Annotated in this window: 8 protein-coding genes; 6 read left to right on the top strand and 2 right to left on the bottom strand. The window is 48.2% G+C overall.

The features are described from left to right. Positions 1–199: 199 nt before the first annotated feature. Complete coding sequence (locus Pan54_RS19515) at positions 200–1,723, bottom strand: Na+/H+ antiporter NhaC family protein (RefSeq protein WP_146505078.1); 1,524 nt, start codon at positions 1,721–1,723, stop codon at positions 200–202. Positions 1,724–1,889: 166 nt separating this feature from the next. Here Pan54_RS19515 and Pan54_RS19520 point away from each other — a divergent pair, with 166 nt between their 5' ends. Both Pan54_RS19520 and Pan54_RS19525 read left to right on the top strand, forming a co-directional pair. Further along, a complete protein-coding gene (locus tag Pan54_RS19520) occupies positions 1,890–2,432 on the top strand; it encodes a M50 family metallopeptidase (RefSeq protein WP_146505079.1) in 543 nt (180 codons plus the stop codon). A 171-nt stretch (positions 2,433–2,603) separates the two neighbouring features. Beyond that, entirely contained in the window at positions 2,604–3,398 is a 795-nt protein-coding gene (locus Pan54_RS19525; protein ID WP_146505080.1) for an enoyl-ACP reductase FabI, read from the top strand. 12 nt (positions 3,399–3,410) lie between these two features. Here Pan54_RS19525 and Pan54_RS19530 read toward each other — a convergent pair whose 3' ends face one another. Further along, complete coding sequence (locus Pan54_RS19530; protein ID WP_146505081.1) at positions 3,411–4,544, bottom strand: WD40 repeat domain-containing protein; 1,134 nt, start codon at positions 4,542–4,544, stop codon at positions 3,411–3,413. 721 nt (positions 4,545–5,265) lie between these two features. Here Pan54_RS19530 and glmS point away from each other — a divergent pair. From glmS to Pan54_RS19550, 4 genes are all read left to right on the top strand, one after another. Then, positions 5,266–7,128: a glutamine--fructose-6-phosphate transaminase (isomerizing) gene (glmS, locus tag Pan54_RS19535; protein WP_146505082.1), complete on the top strand. Its 1,863-nt coding sequence runs from the start codon at positions 5,266–5,268 to the stop codon at positions 7,126–7,128. A 380-nt stretch (positions 7,129–7,508) separates the two neighbouring features. After that, on the top strand, positions 7,509–12,689 hold the full coding sequence (locus tag Pan54_RS19540) for a carboxypeptidase-like regulatory domain-containing protein (protein ID WP_146505083.1): 5,181 nt from the start codon (positions 7,509–7,511) through the stop codon (positions 12,687–12,689). 164 nt (positions 12,690–12,853) lie between these two features. After that, complete coding sequence (locus Pan54_RS19545) at positions 12,854–14,431, top strand: hypothetical protein (protein ID WP_146505084.1); 1,578 nt, start codon at positions 12,854–12,856, stop codon at positions 14,429–14,431. Between the two features lie 312 nt (positions 14,432–14,743). Continuing rightward, positions 14,744–19,531: a vWA domain-containing protein gene (locus Pan54_RS19550; RefSeq protein WP_146505085.1), complete on the top strand. Its 4,788-nt coding sequence runs from the start codon at positions 14,744–14,746 to the stop codon at positions 19,529–19,531. Positions 19,532–20,119: the final 588 nt, after the last annotated feature.

The raw sequence follows: 20,119 nt of genomic DNA on the forward strand, positions 1-20,119 counted from the left end.
TGAGTAATCACACGATTGTGACGAAATTCTCGTCCGTGTAATCCTTACAATCGACAGTTATGTCTTATGCGGTTTCCTCAGTCATCGAGATGTTTTCTCGTTCCCAGCACGATACACAAGCGAGTGAGTCAATTCAGATTGATGGCAATGTCACCAAGGTGTAGGTCAGGCATTGCCTGACTTACACTTCATTGTCACGTCAGCTATCCGACGAAAATCGACCGACGATTCGCAGGAACAAAAACAGCACGACAATTTGCACAATCAGACAAAGCCAAACATTAACCCCGAAACCGATCGGCAGGCATCCCAGTAAAAACGATGTCCCTCCGACGGTTAATGCGTAGGGAAACTGAGTCTCCACATGTTTAAGATGATCGCAGTCTGCTGCTGCAGCCGAGAGGACCGTGGTATCTGATATTGGCGAACAGTGGTCACCGAAGATTGCACCTGCCAGTACGGACCCCACTGTTCCCAGCAATACCGGATCAGAAATCAGAGTCGCCTCTCCCCCGAGCGCCGTCCAGCTCAATTCCGTGAATGGCACGACCAGTAACCCCATCGTCGCAAACGAACTGCCGGTCATAAACGAAACTGCAGCCGAGACGATAAATGCAACCGCAGGCAACCATTCCGGGGATAACGAGTTGCCGACAAGTTGTTGCAAATAACGTCCGGTTTTTAAGTGATCATCATCACAGATCGCTCCAATCATCCAGGCCATTGTCAGAATCACAATCGCTGGAACCATACTTTTAGCACCCTCAATCCAAGCCTCCATCGATTCATTGACCGTAAACGTCCGACTGAAAATCGTGCTTACTACGCCCACTGCTGACGCGAGAAATGAAGCAACAACCAGCACTTCAGTTGCCCGGTCCATGTCCATCATCATTCCAATGGCGACTGTAACAAGCAGCGTGCCAATCGGCAGCAGGGCATGTCGCATCAGTAATGAATCATTTCGAGAGTTGTTTGGAGACACGGTATCATTGGATGGAGTGAGATCAGGATGGGCGGCTTTGAGTTCAGCCGTCAACATTGGACCATAGTCTCGTCCCGTCCATCCAATCAGAAAAACGAACAGGAGCATCGTCAGGGGATAAAACCGATACGGTATCGTCGCCAGAAAAACTTCCCAGCCATTCACCGACTGTCCAACCGCCTGGAATCCCTCGACCAGCAACGAGACTTCAAAACCGGCCCACGTGGAAATCAAAGAGAGCCCGGCTACGGGAGCGGCTGTAGAATCAATCAGGAATGCCAGTTTCTCTCGTGAGATTTTCAATCGGTCCGTCAACGGACGCATCGTTCCCCCGATGAGCAGCGTGTTCGCGTAGTCGTCAAAGAAAATGATCAGCCCCATCAGCCAGGTCAGCATTTGACCGTGACGTCGATCGTCGATGCGACTTGCAATCCGATTCAAAACCGCATTGGTGCCACCCGAGAGTGTCATAATGCCGACCATCGCACCCAGAAAAGCCGTGAAGAGAATAATATGCAGGTGAAAGTAATCGACCGTTCCGTTCTCCCCGGGAGCAGCCACTTGATGTAACAGGAGTGTGTCGAAGATCCTTAGAAAGCCAAGATCCGGGCGACCGCCTTCCATGATCGTCGTCCCCACCCAGACGCCAACAAACAAAGCCGGCAACACATTTCTCAAGGTGATTGCCAGAACAATAGCCACAACTGGCGGCAACAGACTCAGCAGGGAGGCTTCCATACATAATTCAGTAAGTGTTTGAACCGGAGCGCAATAATGACGGATTGAGCATACTCGGCTGCCTGCCTCGCATGCCACCAAGCCTTACGTCGATTATGCTTATCACTCAAATATTTTCAGCATCCGCGACGCGATCTTAATTTTCTGCTACAACTTTCAGCTTATCATGAGTAAGAAAAATCGAGGACAAATAGAATCAACTGCAGAGACCGTCACTCGGTCCCAAGCAGAATTGAAAGCAACCGCTTATCACGAAGCGGGGCATGCGGTGATGGCGATTTTGCTGGGGCGACCCGTTGAAAAAGTAACGATTGCTCCCGGGCAGCTGCAGAGTGGGATCAGTCGACTCGGAGCCTGCAAAATTCAGAAAGGTCGGCATAAAGCTTCCAAAGACCCGATGGAAGATGAAGTTCTGATTTTGCTGGCCGGGATGGTGGCGGAAAGTCGTGTGACCGGACGGTATTGCCAGCTGGGAGCCTCTCAGGATCTGCTCCTCGTTGAAAGTCTGCTCTCCGTAAATCGAGCTAAAAACGAACGTCAACTGCAGCGACTGGCTCAACGACTGATCGATAAAACCGACAACCTGCTCAACGGTGCAGAACCATCGAAAGCGATCGAATTGATTGCCAACGAGCTGATGGAGAAAGAAACGATCAGCGGAAGAGCCGTCCGACACTTTCTTGATATGGCGAAGCAACAGTGCTTTTAAGCTTTTTATAGTCTGGTTTTATAGTCAGAACCCTTTGAAATTCTTTTTCCCGTTCAACCCTGTAATAGTTATGGCTATTGCCTGTCGTGTTGGCGATTCGAATTCTTTGGATTATGGTATGTCTCAAAGAATCTAATTATTTTCGACATGTTCTAACCAAAGCTCATCTCCATGAATTACCTCCAGCTCGATGGAAAAACCATTCTCGTTACCGGCGTTGCGAATCGTAAGAGTGTCGCCTGGCACACTGCTCAATTACTTGAAGAAGCCGGGGCGAGTGTGATTTACTCGGTTCGTTCCGAGCAACGCAAAGAGTCACTCAAGAAATTATTGGGGGATCGTCCCGTATATATTTGCGATGTCGAGCATCAATCCGAAATTGATCGACTTCAGCAGGAAGTCTCGAAAGACTATGGAACACTCGACGGGCTGGTCCACTCCATAGCCTTTGCGGACTACTCGGCGGGTTGGAAGCCGTATAACGAAACACCAAGGGCGGCGTTTTTGCAAAGCGTTAACATCTCCTGCTTTTCATTAATGGCCTTAGCGGAAGCCTTTAAAGAGCAGTGGCATGAAGACGCAAGCATCGTAACGGTTTCGATTTCAACAACCCGCATGGCCGCAGAAAATTATGGCTTCATGGGTCCTGTCAAAGCGGCTCTTGATTCCTCCGTTTGTTTTCTGGCGAAGTCGTTTTCGAAGTTTTCCCGGGTCCGTTTCAATGCCGTTTGCCCCGGATTGCTGAAAACTTCTGCCTCTGCCGGAATTCCGGGTTACGTCGACAGCTATCTTCATGCAGAAAAAGCCACGCTCAGAAAACAAGCCGTGCAGACAGAAGAAGTCGCCAACACAATCGCCTTCCTGCTCAGCCCGCGTTCTTCCGGGATAAACGCTCAGGGGCTTGTGATCGATGCCGGGATGGGCATCAACTATTTTGACGAAGAGATCCTGCGGCAGGGTTCCTGAACCACATTGCTGTTAAAGATCATACACTTTGACCAGACTGGATTGAGTCAGATCCCACAGTGCCACAGTAGAATTTGAGCGAGAAATGTAGAGCTGCTCACCATCATCCGAGTAAGCGACATCATTAACGGCAGACTCATCTTGAAGGAGCACTCGCATCGTCGCACCGGTGTTACTGTCAAGCAGGAGAACAAAGTTGAATTCGCCACCAACGGCGATCATGTTCAGAGTTTCGTGGCAGGTCAACGCCTTGACGGTCGCTGATTTTCCAACTGAGGTGGCCCAGCAGGTTTCCAGCGTATCCAGAGAAATCGCCTGGACATCCCCATTGAACTGTCCCGTAATCAATAAACGGCTATTGCCCAGGCATTCCAGAGAACGAGCATGACACGAGTTGATCAATTCCAATTGATCAACCCCGTCTTCCAGACGATAAATACCATTATTTGTCGAAGCATACAGATTATGAAGCTGTTCATCATAAGCAAAATCGAAAATCAGATGCTGCAGACGGATAGTCTTTTCAAGTCGGCCGGAAATCGTATCCAGAATATCAACACGGTATGTCAATTTGGAATCTCGCTTTTCTGCTTTGAAATCGCAACTGGCAACGGCGATTTTCTGATTGTCCTCAAACATGGTGACAGCAGAAACTTCCAACGATTGTGGCACAAACAATTCGGTGAACGAATTATTCAAGTTAAAGTGTAAGTTAAAATTTGGATTTGAGTTGACGTAAACGGCAAGTGGCAGACCTGAAGTGCGAACCATTAACTGCAGTGCTGAGCGATTTTCACGAGAGGAAACTTGTTCAATCGTTCCATCTTCCAAGTTCAGTTCCATGGTCCGTCCAGCTGTTGCCCGAGCGATGATTTTCGATTGACCGCTCACTAATGCAATATCGAAAAACCCTCCCAGAGGTTTTTCAATATTATTGACAATTGGATCGGTATCACCAAAAGGCCGAATCAGCCCGGCCCCAGTGCTGCTCAACTGATACCAGGCCCCACCAGCGATTAAAATCGCAAAGACAACGAATGCTTTGAATCGATTTGCCTTGTTATTAGGCAACAATGGTGAAGCAACGTCCAGAAATATTGATTCTGAACCAGCAGAGTCATGCATGGAGTGCGCAGAATTATTCATGGGAAACCTTACGGGGCGAACTGCTATGCAAGCAGTTCTTCACGAAAACGATCAATCAATCAGGAGGGAGCACACAGGAGAGCGCATTAGGTTGGTTCTAAGAACTCAATTAGGTAAGCATATTGCGTGCCTAAATGAATTTTTAAACCAACATACCGTCAAGGATAGATATCCCTGAAAAGGATGGACTAGTGCGACTCACACACTAAATCATTTGGGTTGATGTTCTTATAAAGCACGACAACGGAGTGCGCTACAGTTATTTGAGTCCTAAATCTAAGCCCTGAAAGGGCACTAGATCACTTCCTTGACAATTACTAAACACCGAGACAGGCAAAATTCTTCTGGGAATTTTGAGAATTTCTCAAAATAATGGAAAAACGCACCTCCAATGGGTTATCCAAAAATACACGCTGCTCTTTTGCTCACTTTCGATGGCCCTACCAGCATTGAATCTGTTGGCTTAAGTCAGATTGAAACTCTGCAGACAAAATACCGAGAGTTTCTTTGCGTGACCCCGTATATTTTCTACCGAAGCCTCAGACCGTGTTGACCAATCTTTCCGTATTCTGGTAATTTCATGCCAGAACTACACTTAACGCTTATTGCCTTCACGTGAAATCACTCGAATGAGGGAATGATTCTCACAAATGGCGAGTGGTAGCCCAGGCAGGGAACCAATCAGAGCATTTTCAATTGCTCAAGAATCAGGGTTGATACTATGTGCGGAATAATCGGTTACGTTGGATATCAAGAGGCTCAGAATCTATTGCTGGATAGCCTGCACCGACTCGAATACCGAGGCTACGACAGTGCTGGAATTGCAGTGCTCGAAGAGGGAGAGATTACGATCCGTAAAAAATCGGGTCGCGTGCAGGAACTGGGGCATCTGATTTCCCAGCAGCCGCTCAAAGGTCACCTCGGAATTGGACACACGCGCTGGGCGACACACGGGGAAGTGAACGATACGAATTCGCACCCCCACATTGGTGGCGACAATGAAGTCTGCCTCGTGCACAATGGTGTGATTGAAAATTACACAAGCCTGCGAAAATCGCTCAAAGAGAAGGGGTTCGAATTCATCACGACAACGGACTCCGAGGTCGTTGCCCATCTGCTCGCTCACGAATACCGCCGAGCGGTTTCAAAAGGAGGCGAAGCTGGCTCCCAGAAAAGCTGTCTGGTTGCCATTCAGTCCACCTTGCTTCAATTGAAAGGAACTTACGGAATTGCCGTTCTATTTCGTGATTGTCCCGATGTCATGTACGTCGCCCGCGTCGGTAGCCCACTTGTGATAGGGATCGGCGATCACGAACACTTCGTCGCCAGCGACGCCAGTCCACTCGCCGTCCATACCGAAGAAGTTGTCTATCTCTCGGATAATGAAATCGCGGTTCTTACCGCAGACGATATCCAGATTATTCATCGCGACAGCGGCATCGTTGACCCGAAAATTGAAGTCCTCGAGCAAACCGCAGCAGAATCCGAACTCGGCGAATTTGAACATTACATGCTCAAAGAAATCTTCGAGCAGCCTCAATCGATTGAAAACGCGATGCGCGGCCGCTTCAATGAAGATGAAGCGACTGCCGTGTTTGGTGGCCTGAATATGTCTGCCAAGGATATCCGCAAAGTCGACCGGATCGTCCTGACGGCCTGCGGCACTTCCTGGCACGCTGGCCTGGTCGGCGAATATCTGCTCGAAGAATTTGCCCGTATACCGACCGAGGTCGAATACGCCAGCGAACTGCGATATCGGAACCCGCCGATGTCCGAAAACACGATGATCTTTGCAATCACTCAAAGCGGTGAAACAGCTGATACGTTGGCCGCAATGCGAGAATGCAAACGAAAAGGACATCCAACTCTGGCCATCTGTAATGTCGTTGGTTCGACCATTGCCCGTGAAGCCGATGGTGGAATCTATCTGCACGCTGGACCGGAAGTCGGTGTCGCTTCCACCAAAGCATTCACCTCGCAGGTCACGGTATTGACATTATTGGCATTATACTTCGGACGCATGCGGCACCTTTCCTACCCGGCTGGTTCTCGAATCATTCGCCATCTGAAAGAAATGCCCCGCATCATCGAAGAGACGCTCAAATGTCATGAGATGGTCAAATACGTGGCGGATAAGTACGCAAAAAATAACAACTTCCTCTACCTCGGCCGCCTCTATAATTTTCCGGTCGCCCTCGAAGGAGCCTTGAAGCTCAAAGAAATCAGCTACATTCATGCCGAAGGCTATCCGGCTGCCGAGATGAAGCACGGTCCGTTAGCACTGGTCGATGAAGTCACGCCTTCTGTCTTTGTTGTCCCGAAATGTGGCATCTACCCGAAGGTCATCAGCAATCTCGAAGAAGTGAAAGCCCGCAAAGGTCCTGTCATTGCCATCGCATGTAAGGGAGATGACAAAATTGCCGAGCTGGCCGATGACGTCATTTTTGTCCCGGATGTCGAAGAGTATTTGCAACCGCTGGTCACTTCGATTCCTTTGCAGCTACTCTCCTATCACATCGCCCTGCATCGCGGCTGCAACGTCGATCGTCCAAGAAATCTGGCCAAGAGCGTAACTGTAGAATAATGTGACAATTAAATGGTGCCTAATCTTAACCCGAATACTATGTGATTTTTTCAGTTCCGTAGGATTCCAACTATCGCAAAATGTCGTGTAAGTTCAACATCGGAGAGCAGGCAAACTGCCTGCGGAATAGCGATTTGAGAGCGACATTTAAAGCTCGAAAGAGCACTACTCGTAGTTCCAATTAAAACTTCGGGTTGTGTGCCATTGGCTTCGCCAGTGCCACTCTAAATTTAATTGGAACAGACCTTTAGTCTTAAGAAACGCAATCGAGAAAGCCATTCCGTAACAGAACACACTCGCTTGCGCTTTGTGCCTGTATTATCGAATGCCATTGAACTCAATCAATCTTTTAAACTGCACCACAGATAAAATGGATTGCTATGAACCAGCAAACTGAGGGCTTGTCGAAGTTGCACAAGCAATTGTGGAGAAAACCTCAACCTTCAGAATCGGTCGCTCGCAGTACACTCTATTCCCGTCGGCTGATATTGCTCATTGTCACCACGCTGTTGTTTGTGGCATTGCTGATGAGTCTGACAGAAGTCTTCAGACAACCTCGGACGCATCTGTTTATCTTTGAAGACCAGATTCCTGACTATTCACAACTCGAAAGTGTGCTTGCGGTTAAACCGCTGGCTTACCCTGCCAATCCGGATTCGCTGTTTCGTGAATTGAAACCAGCACCTGCAGATGCCGGTGAGGAGTCAGAGAAAACTCCGCCGCCGCGTTGTGAAACCCAATCGGTTAATCGCCTCAGCGACCTCATCCCCACAATTGAACGCAAACGGCAAAAAAATGGAATTCATTCCCGCGACGTCGTCCTGATCTACCTCAGAGCTCAAGGGATCTCAGATAGTGATGATGCCGTTTTGTTAGTTCATACGGGGAATCCGAAATCACCTCTGAAACGATTCAGCGTGAGCGATTTACTGGAAGAGCTCTCGTTTGAAACTCGGGCGACTCTGGTCCTGATCGATTACGGTACGCTAGAGACCGATCTGGCAAGTGGAATCTTAGTCAATCAGTTTAACAGTTCCCTCCAACAAGCCCTCAATGATCAGAAACAAGACAACCTGTGGGTGATCGCTTCGCATGATCTTTTTGAGAAGTCGTATGTTTCCGATCAGGATCAGCGATCAATATTTGAAAGCGTACTTTCACAGGGGCTCTCCGGTTGGGCCGACTTGAATCAGAATGGCTGGGTCGAATTGCAGGAGATCCTCAGTTATCTGGAGCAGAAGGTACAACTTCGTGTCGGCGAAGAATCGGAACAGCGCCTGCAGCAAACAGTTCGATTCCTGAAAAGTCACTCTTCTCGTGGCACCGAAAAATGGAATCAACGAATTATTTCCTCCGGCTTGGAGAAAGAGTCGGCTGAGGAAAACAGTTCCGCAACACCAGAAAAGCAGCCAGCCCAGGCTGCTTTTATTTCTCCATTTCTAATCACTCAGTATTTCACAACCGCATTCCAGCAGAACCCAGCTGCGGAAGTTCCACAAAATCAGAATTCGGCAACTCTATCGGGAGATGCCTCAAATACCCCAGCTGAAAAACCCAAGCAATCACACAATCAAAAAGAGAAAACGGAAAAGGCCCCGACTGCAGCTCCTGAACCGGTAGATCTCAGTAAGACACTCAAAGACTGCTGGGGGGTATACGAACAATTACTCAATTCCTCACCGGCATCGATCCAAAACTCATTATCGATGCCGGTCGCCAGTTATGCTCCGGCGGCATGGAAAGATTTAGAAACCCTGCTCGTCTCTGCAACTTCACTTGCCCGACGCCCCGGCTCTGCCAATCTGACGGAATTGAACACATTATTGACGGAACAAGTTTTGTCATTGAAGGGATTTGATTCGACTCAGCCGCTTCCGGGAGCAGTCGGAATAGCCAGAAGAGTTGATCGTGCATTTCCTCGTCAATATATCAGCTGGCCAAAGCCCGATTCCTTGATTTTGCTCACCTGGTTGGCGGAATGTAATCATCGTCCCCTTCAAAAGCCGATGCTGCAAACCGTTCAAGATTTTAATTCGGCTCTCAATTCTGAGTCTTCTGATTCAATGCAGAAATGGCTGACGCTACATCCTGAATTGATCAACTCTTATCGCGAAGTTGAGCTTTGTAACCAACTGTTGACATCTGGAATTGAATGGCCGATCTGTCAAAAAGTCATTCAAACAACACAAATCAGTATTCGATGTCGATTCTCCCGCTATATTCAAAGTGACTATTCTCAAAAACTGGTCTCACAAGCCGATGAGTTACTCGCTTATGCAAATCGACAAATCAGTCAGACCACGAATCCGGAAGACGAATCTCAGATTTCACCATCGCTGGAAAAAGCGGACGGTTTGTATCAGCAGGTGCTGAAGTTTCATGAGAAAATGGCCGTCGTCCAAAATCAATTGTGGGTTCAAGTTGTAGACGTGACCTCGCCCCACTTTGATCAAGTCACTCCTGTTCGACAAGAAATTTTTCTGAAAGACGGTCACAAATCAATCCCGGAATTGACCGTGCTTGCCAGTGCCTACAACTTTCTTAAAGATGTGAAACAGGCAAATCCGGAATTGCTCTTTCAACAACTTGCTCAATTGAAGAATCGAGATGCGTTATTGTTGGGGCAGAATGCTGTATTTCAATATGAATACAACTTAGAAACCGTTAAGAGTGCCCCCCCAGTACTGGTCACTCAGGCCAACTCCTATTTACTGGTGCCTTCCACTGAAGATTTAAATACCCCAATGAAACTGGAAGAGAAATTCACTTCCTCGGGCGTGGAATTACTGCCTGAGGACCAATTGCTCGATATCTCATCACGACCCGTGCAATCCTGGATGCCAGTACAATCCCAAATTCAGAAAGCCTATTCACAGGCTCGTCTTGAGATTGCTTTATGGGGAGAAAAGACCCCTGAGTTTGAGGCTCTTACGGATCTCTTTCAGCAAGTCGAAGATCATTTCAAACCGCTCGACGATGTCGAAATGACAATTCCGAATCTACAGATGTATCAAACCCATACGATTGAATTGAGTGAACAGTTTGGAATAGCCTTCGCTGCATTTGTGAGGAATTTCTATAGCTCGCCAAAGATGAAGCAAGAAGAACAAGCACAACTCGAAAGTAATTTTCCCCAAAGAATGCGTGCGATATTCTGTTCCTTGCCCACGAATATTTCTGACCATTCGCAATCAGAAATTACGAATCTTACCTATTTGCCACAGGATTTAAGAATCATAGCGCAAGCTTTACGCGACCGCCTGCTGAATTCCGTGGAGATCTCCTTCGCACAATATCCACAGATAAAAAGCGAAGCCGATCAGATCCGCCCTGTCGTTTTCGGTCAGCCAGTCTGGTCCTATCGCGTAGTCGATGGCTTGCCGGTAGAGATTAAACAAACAGCACCGATCGATCTGCAAACGAGTCCTTCGAGTGAATTTGAATTGAAGATTGTCTCCAGCCGGGATCAGGTGCAAAGTCTCTGGCTGACAGCAGAATATGATAGCAGTGAATTTTTACTGGAAACGGTTGGAACAGACAGCCGTAAAAATGTTCCGTTGATGCCGTTTGCCGAAGCGGATCACTCGAAAACAATTGCCCAGATTGCGGATTATCGTCCTCTTTCGAGATATCTCGACGAAGTCAAAACGTCACAAACACCAATTGTATTGCAACCACGTGGAACGCAAACATTCACTTTTCGCATGACCCGAACTCAAACTCAGGCGAAATCGTGTCAGTGTGTATTTAATGTCATGACTAACAATCGCATCATTCGCTATCCGGTTTGGATCAACTGCGGACAAACCAGTCCGGTCCAATTGACCTGGAGCTCTCCCCAGGCAATTGCGATTCCAATCGAAGCCGGATGGAGTCTTAAGATGTTGCCCAACTCCACGACGGACGTTGAATTGTCTGCAAGTAACTCCAGCAACACTCCGCAGAAAGTCGCATTGTCAATTGTTGGACTGGATCGCTTGCCCGGGAATCTTCCACCAGTTGCTGTGGACGCAAGTCTGACCAAACAGATCGAACAACAGTGGGGGACAACCCAAGAGATCTCAGCAGCAGTGGTCCATGAGATCCCGGCTCAGACCACTGATTTTCCACTGTTCGTCAGACCTGCTGCCGGCAGCCCCCCAGCTCCACCATCCGAACAGAAACCTGTCGCTCCGGTCCTGATTGCGATTCTCAATAACACTGAGAAGAACCTGATGAGCTATGTTCCGATACAAACTGAAATTCTGCATCCACAGGAATATGTGGAGCCTGAAATAAATTTTGACACCATTTCCAAGTCACTGACGATCAACCTGAATCGCATTAACTCTGGCTTTCCCATCTCTCCGACAATTCGAGTTGAAGCGGAATTGGTAGCCGCAGGTGATGAGAGTAACGCAATTCATTTTCCGATCACTCTCCCTTCGGAGCTGGAGCAAATTCCATTTGAAACATCTTTTTCAGAAACCAATGCTTCTCCATTATCCATCAACCTCACAGTCGATGGTTATCCACGGGCGTTCCGCTATGAACTTCCACTCAACCAGTCCATCCGGAACTTAGCTCGATCGACGCAATCAGAAATTCAAATTCTCTCACCCGGAGCAGGAACCGCTTTTTCCAGTCAGACGAATCAATTACTCGGTAAACTCCAAGCCGATTTGGGTTACACGAGCACTTCAGAGAATCAGACTTACATTGAATTCGGAATCGATATCAACCAGGATCGCGTTCTGTATCAGGAGCCCTCTGTTAAACTGGGTCAGGATCGGCTTCCGCTACTCTCTTATGTGATAACCGGAACAAGTCTTCAACTGATCAATGTTGTCCAGGATCTATCGATTGAAGTCCCACTGGACAATCTGACAAATCAGCGCGTGAATTTATTAGGACAGGTTCTCACCGGCCAGGGAGAAGTCTGGAGTCAACCAGTCGAAATCATCCTCGATGGTCAACCCCCAGTGATTTCTGAAGTCACACCCGTCTCCGCAGCTGTTGTCGGTGTTCCACTTTCAGTCGAGGTGACCGCAACAGATGGAAATTTTAGTGGTGTGGAGAAAGTTTCGCTGGTACTGGATGTCTCCCAGAAAGGAGAAATCACGCCAGATGCCGCTTTAGTTGAGGCGCAAATAAATGAAAACGGGCAGTGGATTGCTCAGGTTCCCACGGCTGATGCGAAACCGGAAAGCTATCTCCTGCTCGCTCAGGCGACCGATCGCGCAGGCAATGTCAGTCGGACTGCTCGAACAGTTGTGAAATTTCTCTCTGCCGAAGAAATGAAAGCACAGGAAGAGGCTCCCGATAAAACTGTTCGGGGGCAAATTATTTATGGCAAAGACCCTGTCGATGAAGCGATGATCACTCTTAAAGATGCCACGGGGGCCAATGCTGGCGAAGCGAAATCTGATGAAAATGGACGTTTTATCATCAAAAATCTAAAACCTGGCGCGTATGAACTCTCTGTCCGAGCTGTCGAACGGGGAAAAATTCGAACACTGACACAGTCCATCGAATTAACTCCCGCAACTCCCGAAGCGAATCTTGTGTTGAAACTGGAATAGCCCCATAGTCGTCAAATCGCCCAAGCTTCTTATTGTGCGATTATTCCGTTTTGAGATTTTCTCTGCCACGACCAATCGAAGATCACTCCTCAAGTCATTTTGCATCAATGACGATAACATGGATGGTTCAGGATGTTTTTACCGATTGTATGGATTCTACGGCGATGGAATGGAAGTCAATTCTTATCCTTCTGCTGGGAGCGTTCACATTTCTTCAGGGATGTGCGGCCCCTCCCGGGGGTGCTGCTGCGCTTCCTGCCCCGCCAGGATTGCCTCCGCTTCCACCTGGGGCAGATGGTTCGAAAACCGTTGTCGTACCCAATAATCTGAATGTAAATGTCCATCGATCCTGCTGTTCGTTGTTCGATTTTCTTGGGTTTCCCCGGATTGGAACTGCGTTTCGCAATCTGGCGGGAGGCGTTTATCAGCTGACCGCTCGGCTCTTCCCTGTGATTGCAACAGGTTTTCCCGAACGTGAACCTGGTGATCCCGTCTTGCCACTCGATTCTCCGGCAAATTTGACCTCGAGCAGTCCAGCTGTGCAAAGTGCTGCCAAAATCAAAATGGATGAGAACCAGGCTCAGCAGAAGGTCAAAGCCATAAATTATCTCGCGACCATTGGTTGCGGAGGCTGCTATCCTGATGTTGAAGATGCTTTTCTAGCCGCTTTAGACGATTGCACAGAATCCGTTCGTTATGCGGCCGTGGTCGCTTTGAAAGAATCGGGTGGAAATGCCTGTGCCTACTGTTCCCATAAAAGTTGCTGTAGTCCGAAGATTCGTAATAAATTGATGGAAATGACTCAGGAAGGTGATTGTCTGGATTGTCCCGGCGAACCTTCCCCTCGAGTCCGCCGTGTCGCTCGACTCGCCTTGTTTGCCTGTGGAGCAAAGGGACTGGCTGCCGTTCCAGATATCTTGCCGGGAGACATTGAAGGGCCAACATTGGAACTCGCCCCGCCACCAGCAGTTGGTGAATCCATTCCTGCCCAGACTCCAGAAACTGGAGTTCAACAGGCGAGTTATGAATTAGCGACAACTCCCTCGAATCCTGTTGAGGGATTAACAGGGTTGGATCAATCGCAAGTGGAAGAGTTAGCTTCCAGCTGGTTAGCCGAGTTACCAGCGGACCTCTCTCTGGATGAAAAACGGGACATCTTGCGAAAACGAATGAGAAACTATCTGCAGACTCAAAATGAACGAGAAATATTAGTCGGAGATATTGTCCACGAACTGCAGGTCCAACAGCAGATTCTGGTGAAAGAATCCGTTCAGACAAATCCTATGCCAAAGCAAAAATCTCCTGTCCAGGTTGCACCTCCACGCGAGTTGAAATTCCCTCAGCCATCAATGGCAGGAAAACCGATTGTCCAGCAGATTCCGCAACCGATCATTGTCGATTCTCAAATTCAACAGGTAAGTCACCAAAGTCAAGCTGTCATGGTTCGTTGGGAAAGTTTAATCCTGATGGACGATGCGGTTCCAAATGGTCGTAAGCAGCTGGAGCAGTTGCGAGCGTTCCTGAAAAACAGTCCTCAAGCTAATCCGCCCGAGGAATTTTTCCGACAGCAGCTAACGGCTAAAACCATCGACTGGACAAATACGGGATACATCACCAATTCTGCTCGGAGGGGAGCATTGGAATCTATCGCTATTGGCGAGATGAGCGACGTGATTGAAATTGAGGGCGGATATGAAATCGTGCGTGTTTTACAACGAAAGCCGATCGGTTTTGAGGAGTGATGTTGTCGGTAGCAAAATATCGGGTGCCATGCTCACGCTTGCGTAAGTATGCGAAATAGAATTCCGAACGACCTTATCCCTTAGTTGGCCACGACAAGCATGGCCATGGCACCCTACGAACCGATTGAAATAAAACACTACAGCTCTGTTCCAACTATATATTTGGGTGGCACTGGCTTTGCCCGTGTATCGTTACTTCAGTTTTAGTCTCGACTTGCACTGGCAAAGCCAGTGGCACAACAAATGAGAATACAGTCTTCAGCAAAGCTCGATTAGCGGATTAACCTCGATTCCAGAAATACTCAAGGCAAAATGAGCCCAGCACCTTCAAAATCTGGAACTAAAAAGAGTGGCAAAGCGTGGCGGACAAAATCCGCTTCGAGCCGCTCGATCCAGCATCAATGGCAGGTCCGTGGGGAGTTGGGGAATCGTGGAACCTTTCGCCGTTCCTGGCGACGTATCATGTTTCTGTGGGGCATTGTCGCAGGTTTGCTACTCACACTTGTCCTGTTTGCATACCTTGTTCTGTTTGCTCCCCAAAAAACTCCTCTCTTGATGATGGTCTCACTCGATTACGCCTGGCCTTACGGACCGAACTGCTGGGCGGAAGAAGACCTGCAACGTTTCAAAAGTCTTAATGGACGCAACCTGGAACTTTATCCTGTTGGTGAAGATCAAATGCGTCGAGCCGAATGGCTGACCGATTTCAGTCGCAAACTGGTGAATGCGGAATTTCAGCACAGCGGGAATCAGCCGATTCTTATTTACGTCAGCATGCATGGTTCGGTTGATGCCGACGGTAACCCCTGTTTAATTCCTCCCAACTCCTCACCGGTCGATACTTCGACCTGGATTCCCGTGTCGGAATTACTGAAAGAAATTAAGCGACTGGAACTCAATCTGGAACAGCCCGTCATGCTGTTTATGGACTGCAATAAACGAATCACGAACTGGGATCGAGGTCTGGTCTACAATTCATTTGCAGTGGCTCTTGCAAACACCGTCCGCGATGCGGCGATGCCGAATCTTTTTGTCCTCAATTCGACAAGTTCTGGTCAGCAATCCAACTTTTCTGAAGGATTGCAGGGTTCAATCTTCGGAGACAGTGTCGCACGCGCGTTATCTGGCGAAGCCGATCTGACTCGAAATCAGGGAAATGGTGATCGACAACTGCAATTGTCCGAGATTATGAGCTTTGTCGAATCGAGAGTTTCAAACTGGAGTCTGAAATCTCGCGGTCAACGACAGACCCCCATGCTGACTCCGGATCATGGCAATAATGTATCACTCGGCTGGGCCATCAGCGATCTCAAAATTGCATCGCCACCAAACAGATCGGGCGATCGTGTTTCTCTAGCCATAGAAAATCTTTATGAACTCTGGCAGTCTTACGAACAGGTTTCCCGTTCCGATTTGTTGCGTTTGAGTCCAATCGCAACCACACGTTTCATTCAGGATCTCTGCTGGTGTGAAAAGGCATTGATTTCCGGAAACTACTATCTGACGAGAGTCGAAGAAAAACTCCTGACGCTCAAAAAACAGTTCTCTCAAATCCAGCAAGGCATTACCTACCAGAACGCCAAGAACAAGGGTGATGCCTGGAAATCGACACCAGGACCGATTGGTCATACGGTCGCCTTGAATCAGTATTTTGGACGTGCGGACGCGACGACCCTCAGTTTTGTCCAGACTCTCGATGAGCTGATTCAAAATTACACGGCTAGTGCTCTCGCGGAATTTCTTAAAAATGCACCCCCCGAGTTTGATCAATTCGTCGACATTCGATTCCTCAAAATTGTTCAGCAGATGGCAGATGAGCAAACCATTTCGAATCGCGAATTGATGACGACCGTATTGAAAACACAACAGCAATGTCGAAATCTGGCATTACTTCCCGATCAGAGAATTCTCTCACGAATTGAAACCGCCTGGGGACCAATTGAAAAACGCCGCAGACAACTTGAAGACGACCTGCTGGTCGGAAAAGGAAGTTTGTCCGATTGGCAAAAGCTGCAGGCGACCATAGACGACTTTGAATTGTACGTGAATAAACTGGGAGGGTTTTATGCGTTGAGCGATCAGGCTCAGGCTGATATCCCCTTTTATGCGCGTTGGCTGGCTGATGCCAGCCATCTGGACTCACTGTTCAAGCATCATATTGAACTCGCCGAACAACTCCTGGCCCCAGCGTTGAATGCGAATCTGCAACTGCAACAATTCCTGAATGAAAATCCCGGAGAGAATATCGCTCTGGATCAGGAACGATTGCAGACAACAGCTCAGGGATTAACGTTGTTGCTTTCAAAACTGCAGCAGTCGTTTACTGGGGAAGCGACTCTGGAAACAGCAGAAGCGGCATGGGTGATTGAGAATTTCAAAGCGAATCAGGGACTGCTGCACGTTCCGATTCTCTTTCCTGTCAATAACGAAGACAAGCTCAGCGGCGCTCAGCAACGCAAAGCGCTCTATCTGATTACTCGTCGGATGTCCAAACACTTTGAAAGCCAGGCACCAATACAGATCACAAAGATCACTCCGCAAGCGGATCCTATTCTCAAGGGTGCCAGTCAGAATGATTCCCTGCGATCGTTACTGGAAACAACAAAAAATCTCATCCGTGACCTTGTCGCTTCCGCAAAAGATTTCCAGCAATTTGAAGACGAATCGAATACGGAACGATCCATCGAGAACTTTGAAAGTTTTATCCGACTCGTGCTCGAATCCTATCCGGAAAAGAACCGTTTGCAGATCGAGGAATCTCGCACGCATGGAAAAGATGTGCGGACGTTACTCACTCAAGCCGCTTCGAGATCGCGGCAGTTGGCCAGTTACTGGCACCCCCATCTGGAATCCTCAGCCGTTGACGAACTATTGAAATTTGACAGCTCCAATTTCATTATGTGGCAACTCGAACTGGTTCTGGACGATTTTCTCGGGGGAGCCACCGCAATCAATCCTCCTTTTTTCCAGCAGGCCGCACACCACTATCTGGATTATTTCAATCACCTCCATTTAATGGATGTGGAATTAACACTCGATAGAAAGCAATTGCAGGAGTTACTCAACCAGCGTGTCCTGGCGGCACAAAACGGTTTGAAACTGACTGGAACTCGCAGCCTTGTCATAGATGGGAATGTCTTCGGTTCTTTTGAAATTGATTTGCAGTCCGGTTCGCGAACGGCGTTTCAGGCTCTGCCAGACATGCAGGGTCAGTTGGTGATTGTTGAAGACAAGATGCCTTGTACGGCTCCACAGAGTGCAAAAATCAATTCGAGCCTGCAGACGAATTCTCAAGTCCATCAGTTTGAACTGGGAACCGACCTCACATTACACGCCAAGGCTGCAAAACAGGTTCAGGGACTGTTCCAGTTTCGCGGCCATGAAATTTTTACTCCACTCGATGTGACGATGCCTGCTGGTCAACAAGCCGATATTTATTATCCTACCAGTCTGCACGCTGATGTTACGGTCATCGATAATCAAGCCAATCCCATTTCTGTAATGATCGTGCTCGATTGCTCGCAAAGCATGAACGCGAACATTCCCTGGGAATCGTCTGGAAAAGAATTGACCAAATTCAATGCGGCGATGGCAGCAACTGGTCAAATCTTGAATTCGCTGGCGAATTTGCCTGAGGCACGCGTTGGTCTGGTCTTGTACGGACATCGTGTCGGCTGGAACACCGCCAGTCCGACTCAAATTCTACGACAAACCAAATACGCCCTTCCCATTCCCGATGTCCTGTATCCCTATGAAGATTATGAAATCGTACTTCCGTTCGGGCGGTTCGGAAAATCGGAAGACGCTTCACTGCAGAAAATTCTGCAAACGGTACAACCCTGGGGAGAAACGCCGCTCTATCTTTCGATCCAGTCGGCTCTTCGGGAAATGAATTCCAAATCGCTCGGCGGAAAACAACAGATTATTGTGATTACGGACGGGATCAACAAACAGCTCAATCCTTCTGCAGATAAATATGTATCGCTTTCAACATTGTTGAATGAAGATTTTGGCCAGACTGCTGTGAACATAGTTGGTTTCGGGATTGAGGCAGCCGACTCGCAAACTGCGGCCAGTGAATTTGAGCAACTTGCCAGTCGCACAGGTGGAGAGTATCTGGAAATCAACGACGCTGGGAGCCTGCTGCAAAAAGCCAGTGGATATTTTAATAAGCAGGAATACACGGTTTCAGCTGGGGAGCAGACCTTTGTCGATCAGAAATCTTTTTCCCAACCAGCCGGCCAACCTGTGCGATTGGATATCGAGTTCAATCAACGAATTCCTGCCAGCGTGAACTTTAATGGATATCAGGCCGGTCTCGTATTAACTCCGGGCGATCATTTTCAGTTAGTGACCAATCCTCAGGAGCGGCGTCTCGATTCGCTGCCTTATACAAATCGCTCACCCAGCTTTACGAATTTGAGAAATGCATCGGGAAAGAGCCGGTATCAACTGGGAGTGCATCGACCTATTCTCACCCGGGAATCGATGAACATTGAGCTTTCTCTTCAGGATGTCGATTCAAAACCAATCTGCAAGCCGACCGCCTACCGAGTAATTCTGCGACCGATTTCCAAACAAAGAATTCTGGATCAACAGCAGTATCTGATTGCCGGGAATGCCTTCATGACCGACAAACCAGCTCCCGTAATTTCTATCTCTGCTTTGAACTGGCCACGCGAAGCAACTTCGGTACAAGTAACCTGCTCGATTCTGGAGGAAGTGATTCCAGTCGATTCCTATTCAACACTTGCACAACTCAAAACCGATCCCCGTGTCGCACTGCTCGATGCAAAGCTGGTTCGGGAGGACCCGAATTTACTCATCCTTGTGCAGAACCTCGGCTCCACAAGCCTGCTCATCAAGCCGACCGAAACCTTGATTTCGACCCAAACTGAAGTCGATTCACAAAACGAATTACTGATCACCCGGCTGTACTTCACCACGCCAATGGATCAGGAACAGGTGAAGAAACTTAAGTTTCATGTGCTGGAAACAAGCCAACAAAGCTGGCTGCATAATTACGCGACACCTGTCACCGTGCCCGTCGATATTGAAGATACCCTGAAACCCCGCACGGGACCGTTTCTACTGCGGTAGAACGTAAAAGGGCCACGCTCAAGCTCGTTAAAGCATGCTATGGAGCTACAGTGGCAAATAGAATTGTTTTCAGCAAAGAGATTAATACAAGCACGAAGCGCAAGCGAGTGTGTAATTTGGAATGAAACAGACTCGCTTGCGCGTTTTGAATTTGCACTCTTTGTTTTAGTTTTCAGCGTTATCCCAGGAAAACAGGATTGCTCTATCGACCGTTCAATGTCGCTTGATGTGTACCACCGTTGGCTTGTGTATCAGTGTTTATTTTGACTGTGAATAAGAGAATCGGGGACATTTAGCGACAGTTGTAATACCATGTTTTCTGAGAACCCGCATGGCGGAAAAGGCGTATATCGTAAGACGTCGGCTGAGCACTATGTTATGACTTTTAACTGGCTGATCCCGAAACAGCGCTACCGTAAGCAGTGTGCTGATGCATGAGCATTTGCAATCCTCTAACCGGCACGAGAGATTGATTTGGCTGCAGGACAAATCAACCAGGTCCGAGGAATTTTTCAATCCGCTTGGTTTTTGAGAATTCTGGAACACCAGCTTTTCGGCAGTGGCATCGCTTGCTTACTTCTGCTGTTC

The sequence above is a fragment of the Rubinisphaera italica genome (assembly GCF_007859715.1).
Lineage (GTDB): Bacteria > Planctomycetota > Planctomycetia > Planctomycetales > Planctomycetaceae > Rubinisphaera > Rubinisphaera italica.